The organism is Pantoea sp. SGAir0215, from assembly GCF_043543215.1.
On record NZ_CP028031.1, the window covers coordinates 3,500,659 to 3,520,022 of the forward strand.

Below are 19,364 nucleotides of genomic sequence, written 5' to 3' on the forward strand. Positions count from 1 at the left end.
ACGGCGTTATTAACCGTTGAAAAAGTCTGGGAAGTATAGCCTGAACGGCGTCTCTCTGACAGCGCGTTTATAGACGATTCGTGGCATAATTGCAGCAGGTTTTCCAAAAGTGAGCAGCATGTCTTTTACTTTACGTCCCTATCAACAGGAAGCGGTGGATGCCACCGTCGCCCACTTCCGTCGTCATCATGAACCTGCAGTGATAGTGCTGCCCACCGGGGCAGGAAAAAGCCTGGTGATCGCGGAACTGGCACGCCTGGCCCGCGGCCGGGTGCTGGTGCTGGCGCATGTCAAAGAGCTGGTGGCGCAAAATCACAGCAAATATCAGGCTTACGGCCTGGAGGCTGATATCTTTGCGGCAGGCTTACAGCGTAAAGAGAGTCAGCGAAAAGTCGTGTTTGGCAGCGTGCAGTCCGTTGCGCGAAACCTCAGCCTGTTTGACAGCGCCTTTTCGCTGGTGATCGTGGATGAGTGTCACCGCATTGGTGACGACAAAGAGAGCCAGTATCAACAGATTTTTACGCATCTGCGTCAGCATAATCCTAACCTGCGTTTACTGGGCTTAACGGCCACACCGTTCCGTCTGGGCAAGGGCTGGATCTACCGTTTTCATTATCACGGAATGGTGCGTGGCGACGAAAAAGCCCTGTTCCGCGACTGCATTTATGAACTGCCCCTGCGCTATATGATTAAGCACCAGTTTCTGGTGCCCCCTGAACGGCTGGATATGCCGGTCGTGCAGTATGATTTCAGCCGCCTGACCGCGCAGGCGAATGGCCTGTTTAGCGAAGCCGATCTGAACCGGGAACTTAAACAGCAGCAGCGTATTACCCCACAGATCATTCGTCAGGTTGTGGAATTTGCCGACGATCGCCAGGGCGTGATGATTTTTGCTTCCACGGTCGAACACGCACGGGAAATTCTGAGCCTGCTGCCGGAAAACAGCGCGCTGGTCTCGGCGGAAACCCATGCCAAAGACCGCGATGCCCTGATCGCCGCCTTTAAAGCCCAGCAGCTTAAATTTCTGGTGAACGTCGCCGTGTTAACGACCGGCTTCGATGCGCCGCATGTGGACCTGATTGCCATCCTGCGTCCCACGGAATCGGTCAGCCTGTATCAACAGATTGTGGGGCGTGGTCTGCGCTTGTCTCCCGGCAAGAAGGACTGCCTGATTCTGGACTATGCCGGTAATCCCCACGATTTGTTTACGCCCGAAGTGGGGACGCCAAAAGGGAAAAGCGACAATCAGCCCGTGCAGGTGTTTTGCCCTGCCTGCGGTTTCGCCAACACCTTCTGGGGCAAAGCCACAAGCGATGGCATGGTGATTGAGCACTTCGGCCGGCGATGCCAGGGCGTTTTAGAGGACGACGAGGGCGAGCGTGAACAGTGCGACTACCGTTTCCGCTTTAAAAACTGCCCGGAGTGCAACGCAGAGAACGACATTGCCGCGCGTCGCTGCCGCGAATGCGACAAGATTCTGGTCGATCCTGACGATATGCTCAAAGCCGCCCTGAAACTGAAAGATGCCCGGGTTCTGCGCTGCGGTGGCATGACCCTGGAACAGGGCCGCGATGAAAAAGGCGAATGGCTCAACGCTACCTACTTCGATGAAGACGGCACCAGCGTCAGCGAGCGCTTTCGCCTGCAAACCCCTGCACAGCGCAAGGCCTTCGAACAGCTCTTTATGCGCCCGCACCAGCGCGCACCCGGCGTGCCGCTGGGCTGGCAAACCGCCGCCGATGTGCTGGCCTTACAGCCGCTGCTGCGTCATCCCGATTTTGTTGTGGCGCGCGCCAAAGGCCGCTTCTGGCAGATTCGCGAGAAGCTGTTTGACTATCAGGGCCGTTTCCGCCGGGCCAATGAACTCCGCTAGGTCGTATTAACGTTTGCCCCGGTGGGGGATTACGGCTATAATGCCGCCCGCTTTTGCATGTGCATCAGCGGTGTTGAATAACCCTTCTGTTACTGGGTCGCCTGTAGCAGAAATTATAAAGAGACGTATTAATGTTCACTATCAATGCAGTAGAACGTAAAGAGCAGGGTAAGGGTGCGAGCCGCCGCCTGCGCGCAGCAAACCGTTTCCCGGCCATCATCTATGGTGGTTCAGAAGCGGCTGTTTCTATCGACCTTGACCACGACCAGGTAATGAACCTGCAAGCGAAGCCAGGCTTCTACGAAGAAGTTCTGACGCTGGTTGTTGATGGTAAAGAAACCAAAGTTAAAGTGCAGGCTGTTCAGCGTCACCCGTTCAAGCCAAAACTGCACCACATCGACTTCGTTCGCGCTTAATCGCCGGGTGAGTTGAAAGTAGAAGGGCCGGTTGCGAAACCGGCCCTTTTATTTTGTCTGCGGTCAGCCGGAACGCCGTGTCCGGCTCGCCATTATTTACTGCTGGTACGGCGCTGTAGCTGTTCGCGCAGGTTGGGCGGCGTGCCCTTGATGGTCAGGGTATCCGTCACCGGGTCCCAGAAAATGCGCTCGCCAAGCAGCATGGCATCAAAATTTAGCGTCAGCCCCCCGCCGCTCCCGGCAAATTTGGTTAACTGACGTAAGGTGCTGCGGTCGGCCGGGAAATGTTCTTCCAGTTCATAGCCCTGCTCCTGGGTAAAGGCTTCAAACGTTTTATCCCCCAGCGGTGGCAGTTCGCCAGACAGCGCCTTCAGCGCAATCTCTTCGCCTGCCTGAAGTTGCTCATTACAGTAGCTGTAAACCTGCTGGCGATAATTTTGCCGCTCATTTTTATCCAGATTCGACTCGTCACAGTAATCATCTACCGCCTGTAACAGGCCACGGTTTTGTGCTTTGGTATCCAGGCCGACTTCCGCGCCCAGGAAATCCATAAAGAAATCGGCCACTTTGCGCCCGACCCGGCCGCGCAAAAAAGTCAGGTAACGGGTGGATTCCGGATTGGTTTCCCATTCGGTGAGATCGATACGTGCCACGATATCCGCATGATTGATATCCAGATAGTGTGTGCTACTGATATCCATTTGTTCGTTGACGCGCATACTGGACTGGCTGTTCAATACCGCCACCAGTAAATACTCTACCGCCAGGTAACGATACTGAATAAACAGCACCACGCCGCCTTCTGCAAAGGGATATTTTGCCAGTTCATCACGCAGGCGTCCGGTCGCCGCCCGGCTGAAGGCGAGGAAATCATCATGTCCTTTGCGGCAGTTACGCAGCGCCTCGGCCAGTTCGCTTTCCGCATTAAACAGCCCGTAAGCTTTACTCTTCGCACTGTAAACACGGTGCAACTCTTCCGCCATTGCTTCGACCGTGCTGGTGGCCGGCAGTAACGAATCACGCAACACCAGCTCTAGCTGATTTTCATCACGTTTAATTAACTGATGCAAGGCAATCTGGTCGATATCCAGACTCATGGTAAACTCCTCCTGGTAGCACAGGCGCGTATTCAAACACCGCCAGCAGCAGCTTTCAACTCTCTGCATAACGCAGACCGGATGCTTTCGATAAATTTGCGGAAAAAAGTGCGTTGTTCCGGTACTATATCGCCTTTTGAGACGAGATAAGTTTTCGCTATGCCACAATCATCCCGTTACAGCGACCAACGCGTTGAACAACTCCTCGCGGAAATGGCGCAGGTTTTGCAAAAAGACCAGGCTCCCACCGATCTCTCCCTGATGGTTCTGGGGAACATGGTAACCAACCTGATTAACAGCGATGTTGCGCCTGCGCAACGCCGCGCTCTGGCTCGTTCTTTTGCTGATGCGCTACAGGCGTCGGTAGACGACAGTACTCATTAATTTGCCGGTCTGACGTAAAACTATGGTAACCAACCGACAGCGCTACCGCGAAAAAGTCTCCCAGATGATTAGCTGGGGACACTGGTTTGCTCTGTTTAATATCTTTTTCGCGCTCATTTTGGGTAGCCGCTATTTGTTGGTTGCCGACTGGCCTGCCTCCCTGGCGGGACGTATCTATGCGTACAGCAGTTGGATTGGCCACTTCAGCTTTATTGTCTTTGCCGCCTATTTACTGATTATTTTTCCGCTGACGTTCGTCGTTATGTCGCAACGTCTGATGCGGGTCCTGTCGTCGGTGGTGGCCACGGCAGGGCTGACACTGCTGATGGTCGACAGCGCGGTATTTAACCGTTTCCATCTTCACCTTAATCCGGTGGTATGGGAACTGGTGATCAATCCTGATCAAAGTGAGATGGCGCGCGACTGGCAGTTGATGTTTATCGGCGTGCCGCTGATTTTTCTGGTGGAAATTTTGTTTGCCACCTGGAGCTGGCAGAAGCTACGTAGCCTGAACCGCCGCTCTTTTGGCAAACCGCTGGCGGCCCTGTTTATCTGCGCCTTCTTTGCCAGCCACCTGATGTATATCTGGGCGGACGCCAACTTCTACCGCCCTATTACTATGCAACGCGCCAATCTGCCGCTCTCCTACCCGATGACCGCGCGACGTTTCCTGGAGCGCCACGGCTTACTGGATGCGCAGGAATATCAACGCCGCCTGGTACAGCAAGGCGATCCCGAAGCGGCGGCCGTGCAGTATCCGCTGAGCGATATCACCTTTGCGGATAAAGGTACGCGCGATAACCTGTTAGTGATCACGGTGGATGGCCTGAACAGCGCCAACACCGACACGGCGCTGCCCGCGCTAGGCGCGTTTGCCCGTCAGAACGTGCGTTTCACGCAGCACTTCAGCGCAGGGGATAACGCTGAAAGGGGGCTGTTTGGCCTGTTCTACGGTATTTCACCCAGTTATATGAACGGCGTGCTGGCGCAACGTACGCCTTCTGCCCTGCTGACGGCGCTGAGTACGCAGGGCTATCAGTTTGGTTTGTTCTCTTCTGACGGCTTCAACCAGCCGTTGTACCGTCAGGCGCTGTTGTCAGATTACTCGCTGCCTGCCAGCGGCGATCAGCCCAATGCCAGCACCGTATCGCAATGGCAAAACTGGCTGAGCACGCAAAAAGTTGACGGCACGCCATGGTTCTCCTGGCTGGCCCTGAACGGACCGGATATCAGCGGCAACAATGACAAAACCCGCCAGCGCAGCTATCTGCGCCAGGCACCGGCACTAAATGAACAGATTCAGGCGATCCTCACTACGCTACAGCAGCGTGATTTGCTGAAAAACACCGTGGTCGTGATTACTGCACAGCACGGTATCGCGCTGGAGGGCGATCCGGATAACGAGGGAAATCGCCAAAACCTGCAGGTGCCGCTGGTGATTCACTGGCCGGACACGCCCGCACAGACGGTGGCGCGCCTTTCCGATCATCAGGACGTGATGGTGACGCTGATGCAGCGCTTGCTGCATGTGCGAACGAATCCGGTGAATTATGCGCAGGGTGAAGATCTGTTTGCGGCACAGCGCCGTCATGACTGGGTGACCAGTAGCGAAGACAATAAGCTGGTCATCACCACGCCGAAAGTCACGCTGGTGCTCAACAATAACGGTAGCTATCGCGCCTACGACGCAGACGGCAATACGTTGAAGGATCATAAACCCGAGCTGGCGCTGTTGTTGCAGGTGCTCACAGAAGAGAAGCGTTTTATCGCTAACTGATTAATAATAAGGCAGTTAGGCGTTGGAACGCTTGCATTCGTGCTGATAATCAGTAGACTAGCTCTCCAAAGTTCGGCACGTAGCGCAGCCTGGTAGCGCACTGTCATGGGGTGTCAGGGGTCGGAGGTTCAAATCCTCTCGTGCCGACCAAATTACCCTTAAAAAGCAGCCTTTTACGGCTGCTTTTTTATTGCCTGCGATTTGCAATGGTAAAACAATGGTAAAATGATGGTAAAACTCGCCCTCATTTCACCACTGGCAGGTCTGCAAAGCGGGTCGTGTAAGCAGGTGAAAGCATCTCACGCTTCATTTCCCAAGACTTCTCTATTCCCTGCCCCGCAAAAAATAAATTAGCCTTGCCGCTCTGGTTGAGCCCATCAACAACACGCATTAAAGCTTCGCTATTGGGCTGCGGGCGGTATTCATCAAAAAGGTTGAGCTGAGATACTCCCTGGCTGAAAAAGTCGCCCAGCATCACTCCTGCTTTCATATAGCGATGACCGTCGAGCCATATCTGATCCAGAGCGTCCATAGCCACCCTGATAATGTCGCGGGTATCGTTAGAAGGTGTCAGTAACTTTCCAGCGGCCTGATTGCCATAAAATTCTTCTCCCTCTGCGTGTGGGCTGGTTCGCACAAATACAGCTATCTGTTTACAGTACTGCCTTTCCTTCCTCAGCTTTTCAGCAGCGCGTTCTGCAAAAGCGCAGACGGCCTGACGCATATCCATGTATTCGGTGATACGTGATCCAAATGAACGTGAGCACACTATCTGCTGTTTGGTCGGTGCAAATTCTTCCAGCTCTAAACAGGGCTCTCCACGAAGCTCCCTGACGGTACGCTCAAGCACTACGTTGAAGTGTTTTCGGATGATGTATGCACTCTGCTCAGCGAGGTCTTTGGCTGTAGTGATACCCATGGCATTAAGTTTTTTACTGATGCGCCGCCCAACGCCCCATACGTCCTCCACCGGTACCAGAGCGAGTAATTTTTTCCGACGGTCGATATTCGAAAGATCGAGGACACCGCCTGTCTTGGTCCATTTTTTGGCCGCATGGTTTGCCAGCTTTGCCAGCGTTTTGGTCTGCGCGATGCCAACGCCAACCGTCAGGTGAGTTTCCTGTTTAACCCTGGCGCGCACCTTTCGCCCTAAATCTTCAAGTGATGTCAGGCGCTGCATGCCATCCAGGCACATGAACGCCTCATCAATTGAATAAATCTCTACAGCCGGGCACATGTCCTCCAGTGTCGTCATGACGCGGTTACTCATATCGGCGTAGAGCGCATAATTGGAACTGAAAACCTGCACGCCATGATGTCTGAACTCATTCTTCAGCTTGAAATAAGGTGCTCCCATGGGTATCTGCAATGCTTTTGCTTCCGCTGAACGGGCAATCACACAACCATCGTTGTTGCTCAGAACCACTACTGGCTTTCCACGCAGGTCAGGCCTGAAAACCGTTTCGCAACTGGCGTAAAAAGAATTAACGTCAACAAGGGCGAACATCAGAAGCCACCGTTTGGATTGAAAACCTGAAACACGCGGTCCTCACCTTCAGACGTTGAGATGTCACGAAAAGTGGTTGTGTGGGTTTCGATCCACTTATTGGCGGCGCGAAGCGTATAGTGCCAGTTAAGGCGGTCAAGCTCGCGTACAAAGTCGAGTGTGCTGAGTGTGTAACGCCCCTGGCTGTCACGCTTAATAGCCTGGCGAAAGGCAATCATGATTTCATAGTCACGGGGCATTGACATACCCTCCGATTTTTACTGTATATAATTACAGTAATATCAACATATGAATTTGATCAAGCCGCTGCGGTTGAGATATTTGTAAAGTTACTGGCGGGAAAGGGATTTTATTTTGAAGGGGACTCGGCGGGTGACTAAGCTTTAATCACCCACCCCGTAAACCTGCTCAGAGAGGAACGGAAATTTTATTGCCCGGTCGCCCGGGCTTTTTTCAGGCATCCAGTCCGTCAATCGCCTTCATCCTTTTCTGAAGTTCAGAGATTACACTGTCCTGCATGCTCACTTTTGCACTGAGTTCTTTGACGGCCTCTATCAGCAACGCAACCGGTCCCGCATAATCAACAGTGAGATAAGATTCTTCAGTTGATTTTCCAGTGGGTAACCAGTTCTCATCCAGAATCGGAGTTAATTTTGTGTTTTTCGTGACTACATCGGGAAGTACTTCGATAAGCTCCTGTGCAATGACACCAGCAGACGTGGTCTGACTGTCGTTAAGTACAAATGTATAGCCATTGATTTGCTGAACTTTGGCTAAAGCACCATCAATCTTTTTGATTTTTGACTTCTTGTTTCTGTCTGACGTCTGATTAAGCGCTACACAGGTAACGTTGCCCGGCACAGCAAAATCGCCATTTGACGCAAAGGTTGAGTATTTGGGAGTTCCGTTAACGTTTGTGGCGATTGTAATTGAGCCAGAATTTTCCTGATAAACACGCGCAAAGGGAACATTATTACCCTGCCCGGCCATAAAAGTGAGAAAAGCAGGCCAGCCGCCAGACGGGTTTGTCGAACGGATATTGAGATTATTTCCCTCTATGCTCACGCCACCAGTAATTACGCCCCCCGTCTTTCCGTCTACAGTACTAAATCTGGAGTCTGTCTGAGATGCTACAGATTTGCCAACATCACCACTTTTAAGCGTGCTCGAATACTGTTTTGCCATGTATCCCCAGCTCGGGCCGGTGAACGTCGTTCTGTCCGGGCGAATCACATCAACTGACTGTGCATCACTGTAAATCTTCTGCCAGTTCTGGAAGTCCAGAATGCGGCCACGCGCTACGCTTGCAAAGTCATTGAGGATTTTTTGGGTGATAGCCACCTTCAAAGATGCCGGTACTGCATTCCAGGCTAATCCGCTGGTTGTCGGGCCGTCGAACGCTACGGCAAGGGTAAGTTGAGTATCCGAAGTTATGTTAGCAGCCACCAGCGTATAGGGAGCGCCACCTACCGTGACGTAAACGAAATCGCCCGTCTTTAGCTCTGTAGTAAAGCTGGTACCGCTCCCGTTTACTGTGATTGAATTGTTGGTTAATGCAATAGTACCTGCTGACATAATGATCTCCGGGCATAAAAAACCGGCTCAATGTCCGGTTTTATTTGATAAATGATTTTCAGAAGTAATAGTTGGCATCAATACAGGGCAACTGACAGGCAATCTGCATTGCTTTTGGGTATGTGTAGAGAGGGATATCTGAACCGGTGCTTTTTGCTCTTGATGTAGTGACAGAGTTACCTGACATCATCATCCCAGACAAAAGCATCTTCCGGTATTGGTAATTACCGCCTGACCTCGTGTTATCTCCGCGCTGAGTTCCAAGAACACACAACGGAACCATTGGGCTCGTGACATTGCCTGTCGGGTTTATCCATGCCTGCCTGTCTCCCGTAGAATCTGAAGTGTCAAAATAGCTGCCAAATTCATAATAAGCATCTGACCACATCACAGGTGGATATTTGCTGGAATAGGTAATGGCACCGGAAGTATTTCTGATAACCAGCCCATAACCTGACGCAGGCAGTGCAGGTGAGAAGCCGCTACTGACTATGACAATCTGCACGCCACTCACCAGCCCTCCCTGCTCGGAACCATTCACAGAACTAAACGCGCCGTAAGTACGTATAGAGTTGGTATCCTTGTCCAGAAATAATGGCGTTCCGGTATTGCTCCATCTGGCAAAAACGATGTAGTTGCCGCCCAAATTCAGAACACTGTCGGGAATATTCCACTGTCCGTTAATATCTACTACGCCACGAAAAGTCACAAAACCAGATAGAGAAGCGTCCGTTATTTCCATAAAGTTAGCGCCGTTTGTGATCCTCAACCCATACTGCGCTGAAGGGTTGGCTGCATACTGAATGCTGTATACGTCAACAGAACCGATATCTAAGGCACTTGTCTGATTTGCTTTGATGGTGCCGATGCCAATATTAAGACTTCCGTCAAAGCTCATTGATGATATGTAATTAACAGGCGGGCCACTCTGATCGCCTACGCCAACTCTGACGACATTACGAGGAAGGATCAGCACTTTACTGTTGGCAGGCTGAGGCTTGAAACCTCCATAGGAGGCACTGGCTGCCTTTACAGCAGCCGTACCCAGGTAAGATGCATAGCGTGTCGATGCATCAAGAATTAACGGTTTACCGCCGTCATCAGGAACAATACGCAATCCATAAATGTCAGCCATTACCAAGCCACCCCAGAGTCACCACTTCAACACCTGTCGCTGTGAAACAGTGAACGCCGTTTCCGTCATAAACTGTTCCTCCTCGCCCGCCGCTACCTGTAATAATTTGCAATCCTCCATTTTTATCCAGCCGCCAGCTTGCCTGACCGGAACCCCAGTTATTTGACTGGATGTAATTACCAATCATGCCATTAGTGATCCAGCCCTCACCTATAAAAGCCTGGCTGATAAGCACCTGTCCGTCTTTAATAATGAAGGGTGAATAGACGTTATTGCCGCTGCCACTGATAACGACGAACTGGTTAGCATTAACCGCAAAACGCGTGTTGACCTGAGAGCCGTTGATGGTCACGGCAACAGACATACCCGCGTCATAGTTCACACCGCCATAGCTGATACCGGCTTTCAGCGTGTATATGGCCGAACCGCCACTGGCATCAGCATAAGCGGTCATTTTCTGCTGAATGGCTGCGGAGTTAGCCGAAATGGCCTGATTGGTGGATTTGAATCCGGCCGTAACGGTGGTGTTTAGTTCAGCAACGGAACTCTGCGCATCAGCCGCAACCTTTCTGGCCTCAATGATTCCGGCGCGGTTATCTCCGTAGTTCGCCCACTGCTGCTCAACATCGTCATAGCTGGCGAGGATGCTTTCAGCAAGTGCGCTCGGTTCGGTAATCAGCGGTGTCAGCAGCGCCTTGCCGTCTTCAGACTGAAGATATTCTTCAACCACGCTGCCTATCAGATCATCAGCGTTTGAATTAGTCGCCCCCCATGAAAAGCCCGTCCAGTCGCCCACGTTGCCAATCCTGTCAACCAGACGTGCGCGATACCAGCGCCTGACCCCGGCAGGCATCGGCCCGTGCTGATAGCTGACACCGGGATAAGGCACATAAGCCAGAAACTGCGGGTTCTGACCATCTGCGGTCGTGGATACCTGAATTTCGGTGTAAGCCGTATCGCCAGCGCCATCCGGGAAGCCCCATGTCACATCAATAGCCCAGACCACATCAATACTGGCGACGAGGTTTACAGGCGTGCCGGGCTTACCGACCTTACCGCTGATTGATGTGCTCTCTGAATATCCCCAGGGCGATGACACTTCGGCTGCATTAACAGCCCTTACGCGAACGTCATAAACACCGCTGTAAACGCCCCGGATGCTGAAACTCTGTGCGCTGGTCTGACTGACGTTAACCCAGTCGCCTTTGTCCTTGCGCCACTGAGCAACATAATTCAGCGCGCCCTCAACCCTGTCCCACGTCACTTGCATGGATGCAACGGACATTCCCTGCTCAACAAAGCTGACCTGAGAAAGCTTTATATTTGCCGGAGCCTTGAGAGCGCTTATCGGGGTGACGGTGATGGGTGCAGGCTCAATCCGCACGCCATCATCAATGTAACGGTACTTGTTAGGGTCGTGCTGGACACCCGCGACAGTAAAGGTGCCGTCGTCATTGCCGGAAATGGAGGTGACACGGAAGTACTGGATAGCCAGACTGTCGCTGTCTATCGCCCATACTGCCCCCGCAACAGGGTCAATTTTAAATGAAGTCGCTACCGTTACCGTTTTTTTGTCCGCGCTGACGGCGGATATGGTGCGTGTCTGTGCCGTTCCGTCTGGCAGATTCACCACAAGCCTGTCGCCCGCGGCGTAATCAATGGCACGGTCCAGCCCGAAACTGCGTCCGTTGACTGAACTCAGCCGCCCGCCGTTTTGCCTGCCGCTTCGGAACGGGTCAGCAACGCCAATGATTTCAGCCGGAACCGGAATATAACCGTCCAGGCCAACACCAAATGAAACCGTGCCGTCTTTGGCGTTGGACAGAATAGCCCAGCGGCCACGGCGGTGCGCTTCACTCTGTGACGTACAGCCAATGGCCGTCAGGCTCATTTCCCGGACGTCATAGCGCTGTACCAGCTCTGAATCGTACACGCCCTCAACCGTATCGGAATAATGGTTTACCGGGTCTGACCAGCTCACCTGACAGGATGAATAGCGGTTTTTGTAACTGCCCCCGGCGTAGCTGAACATGCCGTCGATGACGTTTGCAGCGTGATAAACAAAGTCCACATCAACATTGCCGCCGGAGTCCACCTGCGGCACGTCTGCGTTGATGAATATCTGGTTATTACCCCAGAAAGTGATACCACGGAAAATTGCGGCAATGTCCTTCAGAACGGTGTAGGCGTCCTGCTGGCTCTGGATGAATACGTTGCAGGTAAAGCGCGGCTCAGTGCCGCCCGCGCCATTTGAAACCGGCTCATCGCAGTACTGCGCGATGCTGTAAAGCTCCCATTTATCAATCATGGACGCATCAACGCGGTTTCCCATCCCGTAAATCTTATCCAGCACCAGGTCATAGAAAATCCACGCAGGGTTGTTGGTATAGGCGTATTTGAAATCGCCGGACCAGCTACCGCTGTAAGTGCGGCTTACCGGGTCATACGTGGTCGGAACGCGCACCAGCTTGCCTTTAGGCTTGCAGGTGATTTTCGGAGCCTGACCGTTAAACTGCTGCGCATTGACTTCAATATAAAGCAGGGCGGTATTGGGATAGCGCAGTTTGCTGTCGATGACCTCAGCGAATGAAAAGACTTTGAAGGCGTTAATGAGCTTTGAGGAATTCGAATCTGCGGTGATCCGGCGCACGCGCACTGACCAGCCGCTTGTTGCACGCGGAAGGGTGATGCGGTGATCGCGCTGGTATTCGGACGTGGTTTTGCCGCTGAAACGACCGTCCACAACCTGCACCCATGAACCACCATCGGTTGACAGGTCAATTGCATACTGCGTCACCGTGCCGACCATATCGCCGTTGTCTTTATACTGATACTGCACGGGCAGGCTGAGTTTAATGCGCACGGCATCCAGCGACAGGTTATTATACTGGCGTGTCCAGGGTACAGACTGCGTGACAGTCACACCAACGGACAGCTCATTATCCACTTCAGGCATGCCCGGAATATAGGTCTGGTCCTGCGTGCCCTTCCTCCAGTCCCACACCACGCCAGTGAAATTATAGGTGCCGTCATCATTGGCAAGCTGCGTGTCGTTCAGGTAAATCTGCTGCGCCGTTAAGTCTCCCTGAATTTCGCCTTCAGAGATTGCAACCAGCAGTTTTAATTTGGCGACGGAAAGCAGGTCGTCTGGCTGCTCAACGGGCGTGTACGCTTCACCGCCGCCACCGCCCTTGTTACCGTGGTATATGATTTCGCCGTCAAGAAGCCGCATATTTCACCCATAAAAAAAGCCACCCGAAGGTGGCCTGATGAATTTTAAAATTTAGCTAAGAACCATTTCTAACAAAATTTTTGAAGGCAACAACTGCTTGACTTATGTCAGGCTGACAACCAAACATATTGTCACAGTATGGCTTGATAAAAATTTGTGATGAGCCGTCATCGTGGGGCATTTTACTAGCTTGATATGCTAGTAAAGGGCTGTATGGTGCTGGATTATATGTAGAAATTAAAGTATCTGTAGCCGTTTGAATTTTCCAAGATGAATTGTTTGCTATCCAAAACTGTGAGCGTTTCCAGTAAGTATCACACTGCTTCTCATCTTTACATATTAAAGGCTTCATTACTTCCGCCTGAAGAGCCGGGTCCACCTTCTTTGCACAACCGACTATCGTAAAAGATAAAATTAAAACTGAAATAATTTTATTCATATCCCTATCCCCATTAGTAGAAAATCAAATCCTACCATTAGTGGATAAAGTCGAAAGAATTATAAATAAAATCTGTTCAAATTTTATTGCTGATCGCTTGTAAAACTTCCTGCGCTGATTATTGCGCCACCAACCTCACGTTCTCCGTAAAGAACGGGTACAGGATATCCCATCGCAACGGTGTTAACTGGCGCGCCGAACGCATAGTTCGGCTTATTGTCAGTACTTGATGAAGCCCCAACGTTAAATTTAGGCTGTGGGGTCAGCATCTGAACCACACCGCCGAGCAACATACTGATACCCAGGCTGGTCAGTGCTGTTGTCGCTAACCCTGCTGCCGTCGCGGTGCCAAGCGCCGCGCCATAGGCTGCAAGAGATGCACCCGCTGTAAAAAATGCGGCCACAATAGCAACAGCACCAATAATAATTTGCAGCGTGCCGCCGCGCTTGGAGCCTTCAATAACCGGTTCCATTTCAAACTCAGCAGATGCTGAGCACATATCAAATTCCTGTAGCGAGATATTGTCTCTGCCACTGAAAAATGCGAAACGGACCCCGTTAAGATGCGCGTTAGATACGTACTTTTTGAAGCCCGGCACCTGTGAACACATAGCGCGGATAAGCTCGCGCAGGTCTGCAACGTGGAAACGGTGAACCGGCCCAAACTTTTTTGCCATGACCCCTTTCAAACGCATCGTTTTAAGCATCTGTAAACTCCTTTCGGCGCACGACACGCACGGTACGGTTACGCCAGTAATCGCCATAGGGAACGCGCGTGGATAAATTGCCCGAGTTATGATGAAGAATGAGGTTGTTACCCAGGTAAATTGCCGCATGATTGGTGACGGGCGACTGAATGCGCATCATGATCATGTCGCCTTCGCGCATGTCCTGAAATGGCACTTCGATAAATCCCTCAGCCTGCCAGTTATCGTCATAACGGTTTTCTTTGCCGTCCAGCCACCATTCATAATCCACCGACCAGTTATTCAGCGTGATGCCGTGTTCCTGACGGTAGTAATCCATGATAAGCGTCCAGCAGTCAGCAAAGCCCAGCACCCACTGACGCCCGACAAGCTCACGTTCACCCCGAGGGCTGATTGTGCAGAAATCGCCGTCCGGCCAGGACATGATCCCCCACTCGACGCCGGAATAGTCGCACTGCACCCGGTCGCGCTCAGACGGGATAAGCTGGGGCACATCAGGGTGAGAGTGAATAACCATCAGAACTGACCCCTGCTGCTCAGCCTGGCGCTTTTCCTCTGGTGAAATTGCAAAATGCTCGGTCGGATTATCTGAAATGTTTTTGCAGGGGATATATATCTGCGCCCTGCCTGACTGAACCACCAGCCCGCAGGCTTCTTTTGGGTATTCTGCGGCTACGTGTTCACGTATTGCCGTCATCAGCTTTTCGCGCATCCTATTTCCCCTGAAGGTTGGCAGCGGGGAAGCCCCCGAATGGCAGCGGTTCGCTGTCACCAAAGCGCGCCTTACAGTCAGCCAGGCGACCTCCGCAAACGTCCTTTGACGGGTCTGATGTTGCGGAGCCGTCTTTGGCAAAATAACGGGTACCGGCATAATCGCAGCCGGTTCCCGTCCGGTACCAGCCACGCATACACCAGGTACAGACGGGCGTAATCTGACGGGAAGGTAGTTGCAGGCTCTGAATATCAAAGGGGGAGCACAGCTCAAAATCAACCTGATTACGGTTTTCGGCGGTCTTGGCATTGACGTAGAAAACCTGAAGCCGTTCTTCCTGTGGGTTAGCGTTAGGGTTGCCCGCCGTCCAGTTTGCCGCATCCAGATACTTCACCATCGTGGTATGTATTTTGACTTTGGCCTTAACCAGGTCATCGAACTGAAGGCAAAGCGCAGTGACGTAGTTACCCACGTTTCCAACCGAAAGTTTTGGTGTTGGCTGCGTCCCTGAGCTGGTCATTTCAACCCCTGTCAGCTCATAGGGGTGAGGATCGTACTCATGTCCCTGCCAGATTATGGAGGGTAGGTTTTCAGCCGCGAAGGATTTCCACCCTTCTGATGCAATGTTGTAGGCGTGAAAGCGAAGTACGGTATCAAGCCCAAAACTGGTGCCGTCAATTTCAATCAACTGCACCAGACTGCCTGGCTCAAGGGTCTGTACATCCTGATTAAAACTCATGTTTCACCCATAAAAAAAGGACGCCGGAGCGTCCTGTGATATCGTGACCTGTCACGGAGCAAATGCCTGTTCAAAGGTAAAAGTGACCTCTACAAAATCACCGTTGATAAACTTAGGATTTATCGAGTCAAACTTTACCCTGAACAGCTTTTTCTCACCCCAGGGATTGGTCCACCAGAAAGAACGGGTAACGTGCGTTTTGAGAAATGCCCTCAGCTCAGCAATGACGGCCTTCATGCCGTTACAGGTAAGCGCCCAGCTTTCAGACTCATCATTGATACCGCGCCCGGACACCTGCTTGTAACCGTCGCCAAACTGCGCGGCATTGGTTGCCACGTTAATCTGCTCACTGGCCTGTATCCTGACTTCCCATGTAAAAGTGTCTGTCGCCATCGTTACTGCCGCCCGTTATAAAGCACCCCACCAGGGGTCATTTGTGATTTGGCCCAGTCGTTTACTTCTTTGCGGATTATGCCCTGTAGCTGTTTTGCGGCTGATGCAGTTTTTTCAGTGCCTGCATCAACAGTCTCAGACGATCCGCTTATATGAACAACCGTATCGCCAATATTGATTACCGGAGTGCCTCCACCAGAACGCGCTGTGCCGGACGCTACAGGCCTCTCTGTGGGTGCAGTAACCAGACCGCCGTCGGCATATCCGCGCATCATGTCGTAAAGATTTGAAACGCCAATACGCTCCGTTGCCTCTTTGGTGAAAACGAATTCACCTTTGTGTACCACACCCGCCGGATCGTTCTTGCCACCAACGCCAGTGAAGCCACCGACGTCATATCCCTGGAAACTTGTACCTAGCCCCATTGCACCTGTTGAAACTGACGATGCTGCCGAGCCAGCAACTGAAGCGCCTCCGCCAAAACTCATACATGAAGACAGAATAGTTTTGGTCAGAATTGCCTGTGTTGCCATTTCCACAAGGCTTTGAATGACGCTCTGAGCCAACGAAGCAAACAGATTTGAAAGGCTCTCTTTGAATGTCTGCGTTCCGGTAAGTAGCCCGGTAAGAGAATTAGTAGTTCTCTCACGGACGGCATCAATCAGGCTTATATAGCCCTTATGCAGTCTGCTTTGTCCTGAATACAAGTTCAGTGCAGCCTGATACTGCGCATCTGCTGAATCCTGACTAGATTTCTGCATCAGCGCTTCATAGGTTTCCTTACTGATTTTTCCGTTGGCATAGTAGGCATCGTAAAGACTTTGCTGCTGCACTAACTGATTCTGGAGCTGTGCGACCGGATCAACTTCACCCGCTATGTTCAGCTTCGGAGCAGCCGTGCGGCTGGCCTGTGCCTGAATGAGCTTTTGAGCGGATTCATTTGCAAGCGTAATACGCGCTGACTGATACTCCTGCTCAGTCATCAGAAGTGCAGCATAAAGCTGCTTAAGGTCCCTGCTTGCCTCTGACTCCTGACGCATTACCGCTTTGGCCGGAGAATACTGCTCAGCCAGTTCCTGACGCTGCTGCTGGTAGTTTGCTGTGTTGAGGGTCAGCACGCGCTGAATTTCAGCCTGACTAACACCCGACGCCTTAGCCTCCTTCAGGATTTTTTCCTGCGATACCTTTTCCTGAAGGTTGATTTTTTCCAGGCTGGACGCGTGCGCCTGCTCTATTTCATTGCGCAGCGACTGAAACTGCTTGAGCGCCTGCGCGGCCTTTTTATCAGCCTTAGCCGGGTCCTCACCGCTCCAGGGGGATTCAACTTTACCCGCATCAGCCGCAGCCGCTGTCGCCGCCTGAATATCGCTTTTCAGGTTTTTAGCAGAATCGGCTATGCCCGTTTTAACCAGAAAACGCGCCTTATCGACATTTTCCATGTTGTCTTTGAGCGTTTTGAGGCCAGTGTTTACCGACTCAAGGTCGGCTTCTGCGCGGGTCTTACCTTTCTCTACACCCGATAGCTGACCAAACGGATCAAATCCCTTCAGGCTGTCGATGCGACTGTCAGCATCCTGAATTTCTTTAATCAGTTGGTTTCGCTGAGTGACCTGATTTTCGTACTGGTCCTGCAGATCGAGCTGCTTAACTGAAAGCTGCTTGTCAGATAACTGCATAAGTGCAGCCGTTGTTTCAATAACCGCGCCCTTCAAATCAAGCGCTGACTGACGGGCCTGCTTCGCCTGCTCATGAAAATAAAGTAACGCAGAACCGGCGAGCATCGCCGCACCCACCGGGCCACCAATGAGTGAGAACGCCCCCCGCGCCAGCCCTGAAGCGACTGATGCCGCCCGCGCACTGAGAGAAAGCTGTGAATTAGCCGCCGCAAGCCGCTCTGTAGCCGTCGTTTCAGCGATTCTTGACTCTCTGATCGTGCGACTAAGCGCGACCTGTTCTTTCTGGTACCCGACATTGATGCCCGCTGCCGCGTTTGCCGCTGAACGCGTGCCAAGGTAACGGGCCTCTTCCTGAGCCTGCAACCGCGTGGCCTGCGCTGCCGCAATGGTCTGCTTAGCGATTTCGGCCTGCTGTAGTGCGTTTCTCCTGACGGCCATTTCGTTAGCAGCCCAGGAGGTCACGCTTTCCCTGAGCCCGGCTGTCAGTTTGGTTGAGATAACCGGAATCAGCGTATAAAGCGCGACTGAAGCAACCGTATTGAAGTTATCAGACAGGGCGTTGACGGATTCTGTAATGCTCTGAACACCGGAGCGCAGCGGACCATTACCAGACTGACCGACCTTGATGATCAAACCTTCAAAGGCACTCGTCAGCCCCATCAGATCGCCGTTCAGGTTATTAACCCTGACAGCGGCCTGTTCGTGGGCAGTCTGTGTGCCGGTAAGCGATTTGGTCAGCTCATCAAGTTTGCCTCGGTTGCTGGTAAGAATGGAGGCGGCGTTGATGTTTTCTACACCAAACAGCTTAACGGCCTGCGCCGTAGAGAGGTTTTTGCCTGCCAGATTCTCCAGCGCTTTGCTCAGCCCGACAACAGAGGGCTTTAGCGTCTTATCCGTGCCTTTTTCAAGGTTCAGGATGATGTTACGAAGGGCGGTACCCGCTTCACCACCTTTGATTTCACGCGATGCCAGCACCTGAATAGCGCCATTGAGCGTTTCAAATCCGATACCGGCCTGCGCGGCGGCCACACCACCATTTTTAATAGCGGCGGCGGTATCGTTGATTTCAGATGCACCGAATTTAGCACCCGCAGCCAGCACATTAATATAACGATCTGCCTGCTCCGCACCCGCGCCGAACTGGTTGAGGGACAGTGCAAGCGTGCGGGTTGCATCAGGCAGCGTACTGCCGCCAGCCTGAGCTAACAAGAGTGCGCTGTTAGTCGCCTTTTGCAGCCCGTCAGCCGTTTCAAGCAGTTCCGGCTTAGCCGAAGCCATCAGCTTCAGCGCCTCAACCGCCTGGCTGGCACTGTACTCTGTGGTCCGGCCCATCTGCTGCGCGGCCTGATCGAGGGCACGGAGCTTGTCACCCGTTGCGCCGGTAATAGATGACAGGTCAGACAATGCCTGTGAGTACTGCCGCGAAGTCTGGATAATCGCACCCAGCGAAAACCCGACGCCAGCCAGACCGGCGATGCGACCAGCAAGGCCACTTACCGTGGAGGTTACGCGCTTATAGGCCTCTTCAGTCTTTTTGGCATCATCCTGAGCCTGTCGGTTGAACTGGCGCGACTGTTTGTTGGCATCACCATACGCGCCGATAAGCTGCGTTTTGAAGTTAGCCGCATTGAGGTGAAGCCCTACGGCAAGGGAAGCGACATCAGCCATTACATTAACGCCCTCATGACAGCATCACACTGCT

Annotated in this window: 16 protein-coding genes and 1 tRNA gene; 5 read left to right on the forward strand and 12 right to left on the reverse strand. The window is 52.4% G+C overall.

Features of this window, described 5'->3' with window-relative positions:
* Positions 1–118 precede the first annotated feature (118 nt).
* Together C1N64_RS16300 and rplY are read left to right on the forward strand one after the other, a co-directional pair.
* Complete coding sequence (locus tag C1N64_RS16300; protein WP_205950537.1) at positions 119–1,873, forward strand: DEAD/DEAH box helicase; 1,755 nt, start codon at positions 119–121, stop codon at positions 1,871–1,873.
* 131 nt (positions 1,874–2,004) lie between these two features.
* Entirely contained in the window at positions 2,005–2,289 is a 285-nt protein-coding gene (rplY, locus tag C1N64_RS16305) for a 50S ribosomal protein L25 (protein WP_006119974.1), read from the forward strand.
* A 92-nt stretch (positions 2,290–2,381) separates the two neighbouring features.
* On the opposite strand, the gene yejK is transcribed toward rplY, so the two are convergent.
* Positions 2,382–3,386 (reverse strand): nucleoid-associated protein YejK, encoded by a 1,005-nt coding sequence (gene yejK / locus C1N64_RS16310; protein WP_033740589.1) that lies wholly within the window; start codon positions 3,384–3,386, stop codon positions 2,382–2,384.
* A gap of 159 nt (positions 3,387–3,545) precedes the next feature.
* Between yejK and C1N64_RS16315 the strand changes: the two genes are divergently transcribed.
* From C1N64_RS16315 to C1N64_RS16325, 3 genes are all read left to right on the forward strand, one after another.
* Positions 3,546–3,770, forward strand: a complete 225-nt coding sequence (locus tag C1N64_RS16315) for a YejL family protein (RefSeq protein WP_006119976.1) — start codon at positions 3,546–3,548, stop codon at positions 3,768–3,770.
* Positions 3,771–3,792: 22 nt separating this feature from the next.
* Positions 3,793–5,547 (forward strand): LPS biosynthesis-modulating metalloenzyme YejM, encoded by a 1,755-nt coding sequence (gene yejM, locus C1N64_RS16320; RefSeq protein WP_375096440.1) that lies wholly within the window; start codon positions 3,793–3,795, stop codon positions 5,545–5,547.
* A 73-nt stretch (positions 5,548–5,620) separates the two neighbouring features.
* Positions 5,621–5,697: transfer RNA gene (locus C1N64_RS16325), tRNA-Pro, on the forward strand.
* 94 nt (positions 5,698–5,791) lie between these two features.
* On the opposite strand, the gene umuC is transcribed toward C1N64_RS16325, so the two are convergent.
* From umuC to C1N64_RS16380, 11 genes are all read right to left on the reverse strand, one after another.
* Entirely contained in the window at positions 5,792–7,054 is a 1,263-nt protein-coding gene (gene umuC / locus C1N64_RS16330; protein WP_394514964.1) for a translesion error-prone DNA polymerase V subunit UmuC, read from the reverse strand.
* On the reverse strand, positions 7,054–7,293 hold the full coding sequence (locus tag C1N64_RS16335; RefSeq protein WP_164482251.1) for a DNA polymerase V: 240 nt from the start codon (positions 7,291–7,293) through the stop codon (positions 7,054–7,056). Before C1N64_RS16335 ends, umuC begins: the two co-directional genes overlap by 1 nt.
* A gap of 214 nt (positions 7,294–7,507) precedes the next feature.
* Positions 7,508–8,629, reverse strand: coding sequence for a tail fiber domain-containing protein (locus C1N64_RS16340; protein WP_394514965.1), 1,122 nt, complete (start codon positions 8,627–8,629; stop codon positions 7,508–7,510).
* Between the two features lie 58 nt (positions 8,630–8,687).
* Positions 8,688–9,764, reverse strand: coding sequence for a DUF6453 family protein (locus C1N64_RS16345; RefSeq protein ID WP_394514966.1), 1,077 nt, complete (start codon positions 9,762–9,764; stop codon positions 8,688–8,690).
* On the reverse strand, positions 9,757–12,996 hold the full coding sequence (locus tag C1N64_RS16350; RefSeq protein WP_394514967.1) for a host specificity protein J: 3,240 nt from the start codon (positions 12,994–12,996) through the stop codon (positions 9,757–9,759). The genes C1N64_RS16345 and C1N64_RS16350 overlap by 8 nt, the downstream gene beginning before the upstream one ends.
* A 55-nt stretch (positions 12,997–13,051) precedes the next feature.
* Positions 13,052–13,435: a hypothetical protein gene (locus C1N64_RS16355; protein WP_394514968.1), complete on the reverse strand. Its 384-nt coding sequence runs from the start codon at positions 13,433–13,435 to the stop codon at positions 13,052–13,054.
* Between the two features lie 83 nt (positions 13,436–13,518).
* Positions 13,519–14,142 carry a tail assembly protein gene (locus tag C1N64_RS16360; RefSeq protein WP_394514969.1) on the reverse strand — a complete coding sequence of 208 codons (624 nt, stop codon included), beginning with the start codon at positions 14,140–14,142 and terminating at the stop codon, positions 13,519–13,521.
* Complete coding sequence (locus C1N64_RS16365) at positions 14,135–14,854, reverse strand: C40 family peptidase (protein ID WP_394514970.1); 720 nt, start codon at positions 14,852–14,854, stop codon at positions 14,135–14,137. The genes C1N64_RS16360 and C1N64_RS16365 overlap by 8 nt, the downstream gene beginning before the upstream one ends.
* Before the next feature lies 1 nt (position 14,855).
* Positions 14,856–15,593 (reverse strand): phage minor tail protein L, encoded by a 738-nt coding sequence (locus tag C1N64_RS16370; RefSeq protein WP_394514971.1) that lies wholly within the window; start codon positions 15,591–15,593, stop codon positions 14,856–14,858.
* Positions 15,594–15,644: 51 nt separating this feature from the next.
* Positions 15,645–15,986 carry a phage tail protein gene (locus tag C1N64_RS16375; RefSeq protein WP_394514972.1) on the reverse strand — a complete coding sequence of 114 codons (342 nt, stop codon included), beginning with the start codon at positions 15,984–15,986 and terminating at the stop codon, positions 15,645–15,647.
* Between the two features lie 2 nt (positions 15,987–15,988).
* Positions 15,989–19,330 carry a phage tail tape measure protein gene (locus C1N64_RS16380; protein ID WP_394514973.1) on the reverse strand — a complete coding sequence of 1,114 codons (3,342 nt, stop codon included), beginning with the start codon at positions 19,328–19,330 and terminating at the stop codon, positions 15,989–15,991.
* Positions 19,331–19,364 lie beyond the last annotated feature (34 nt).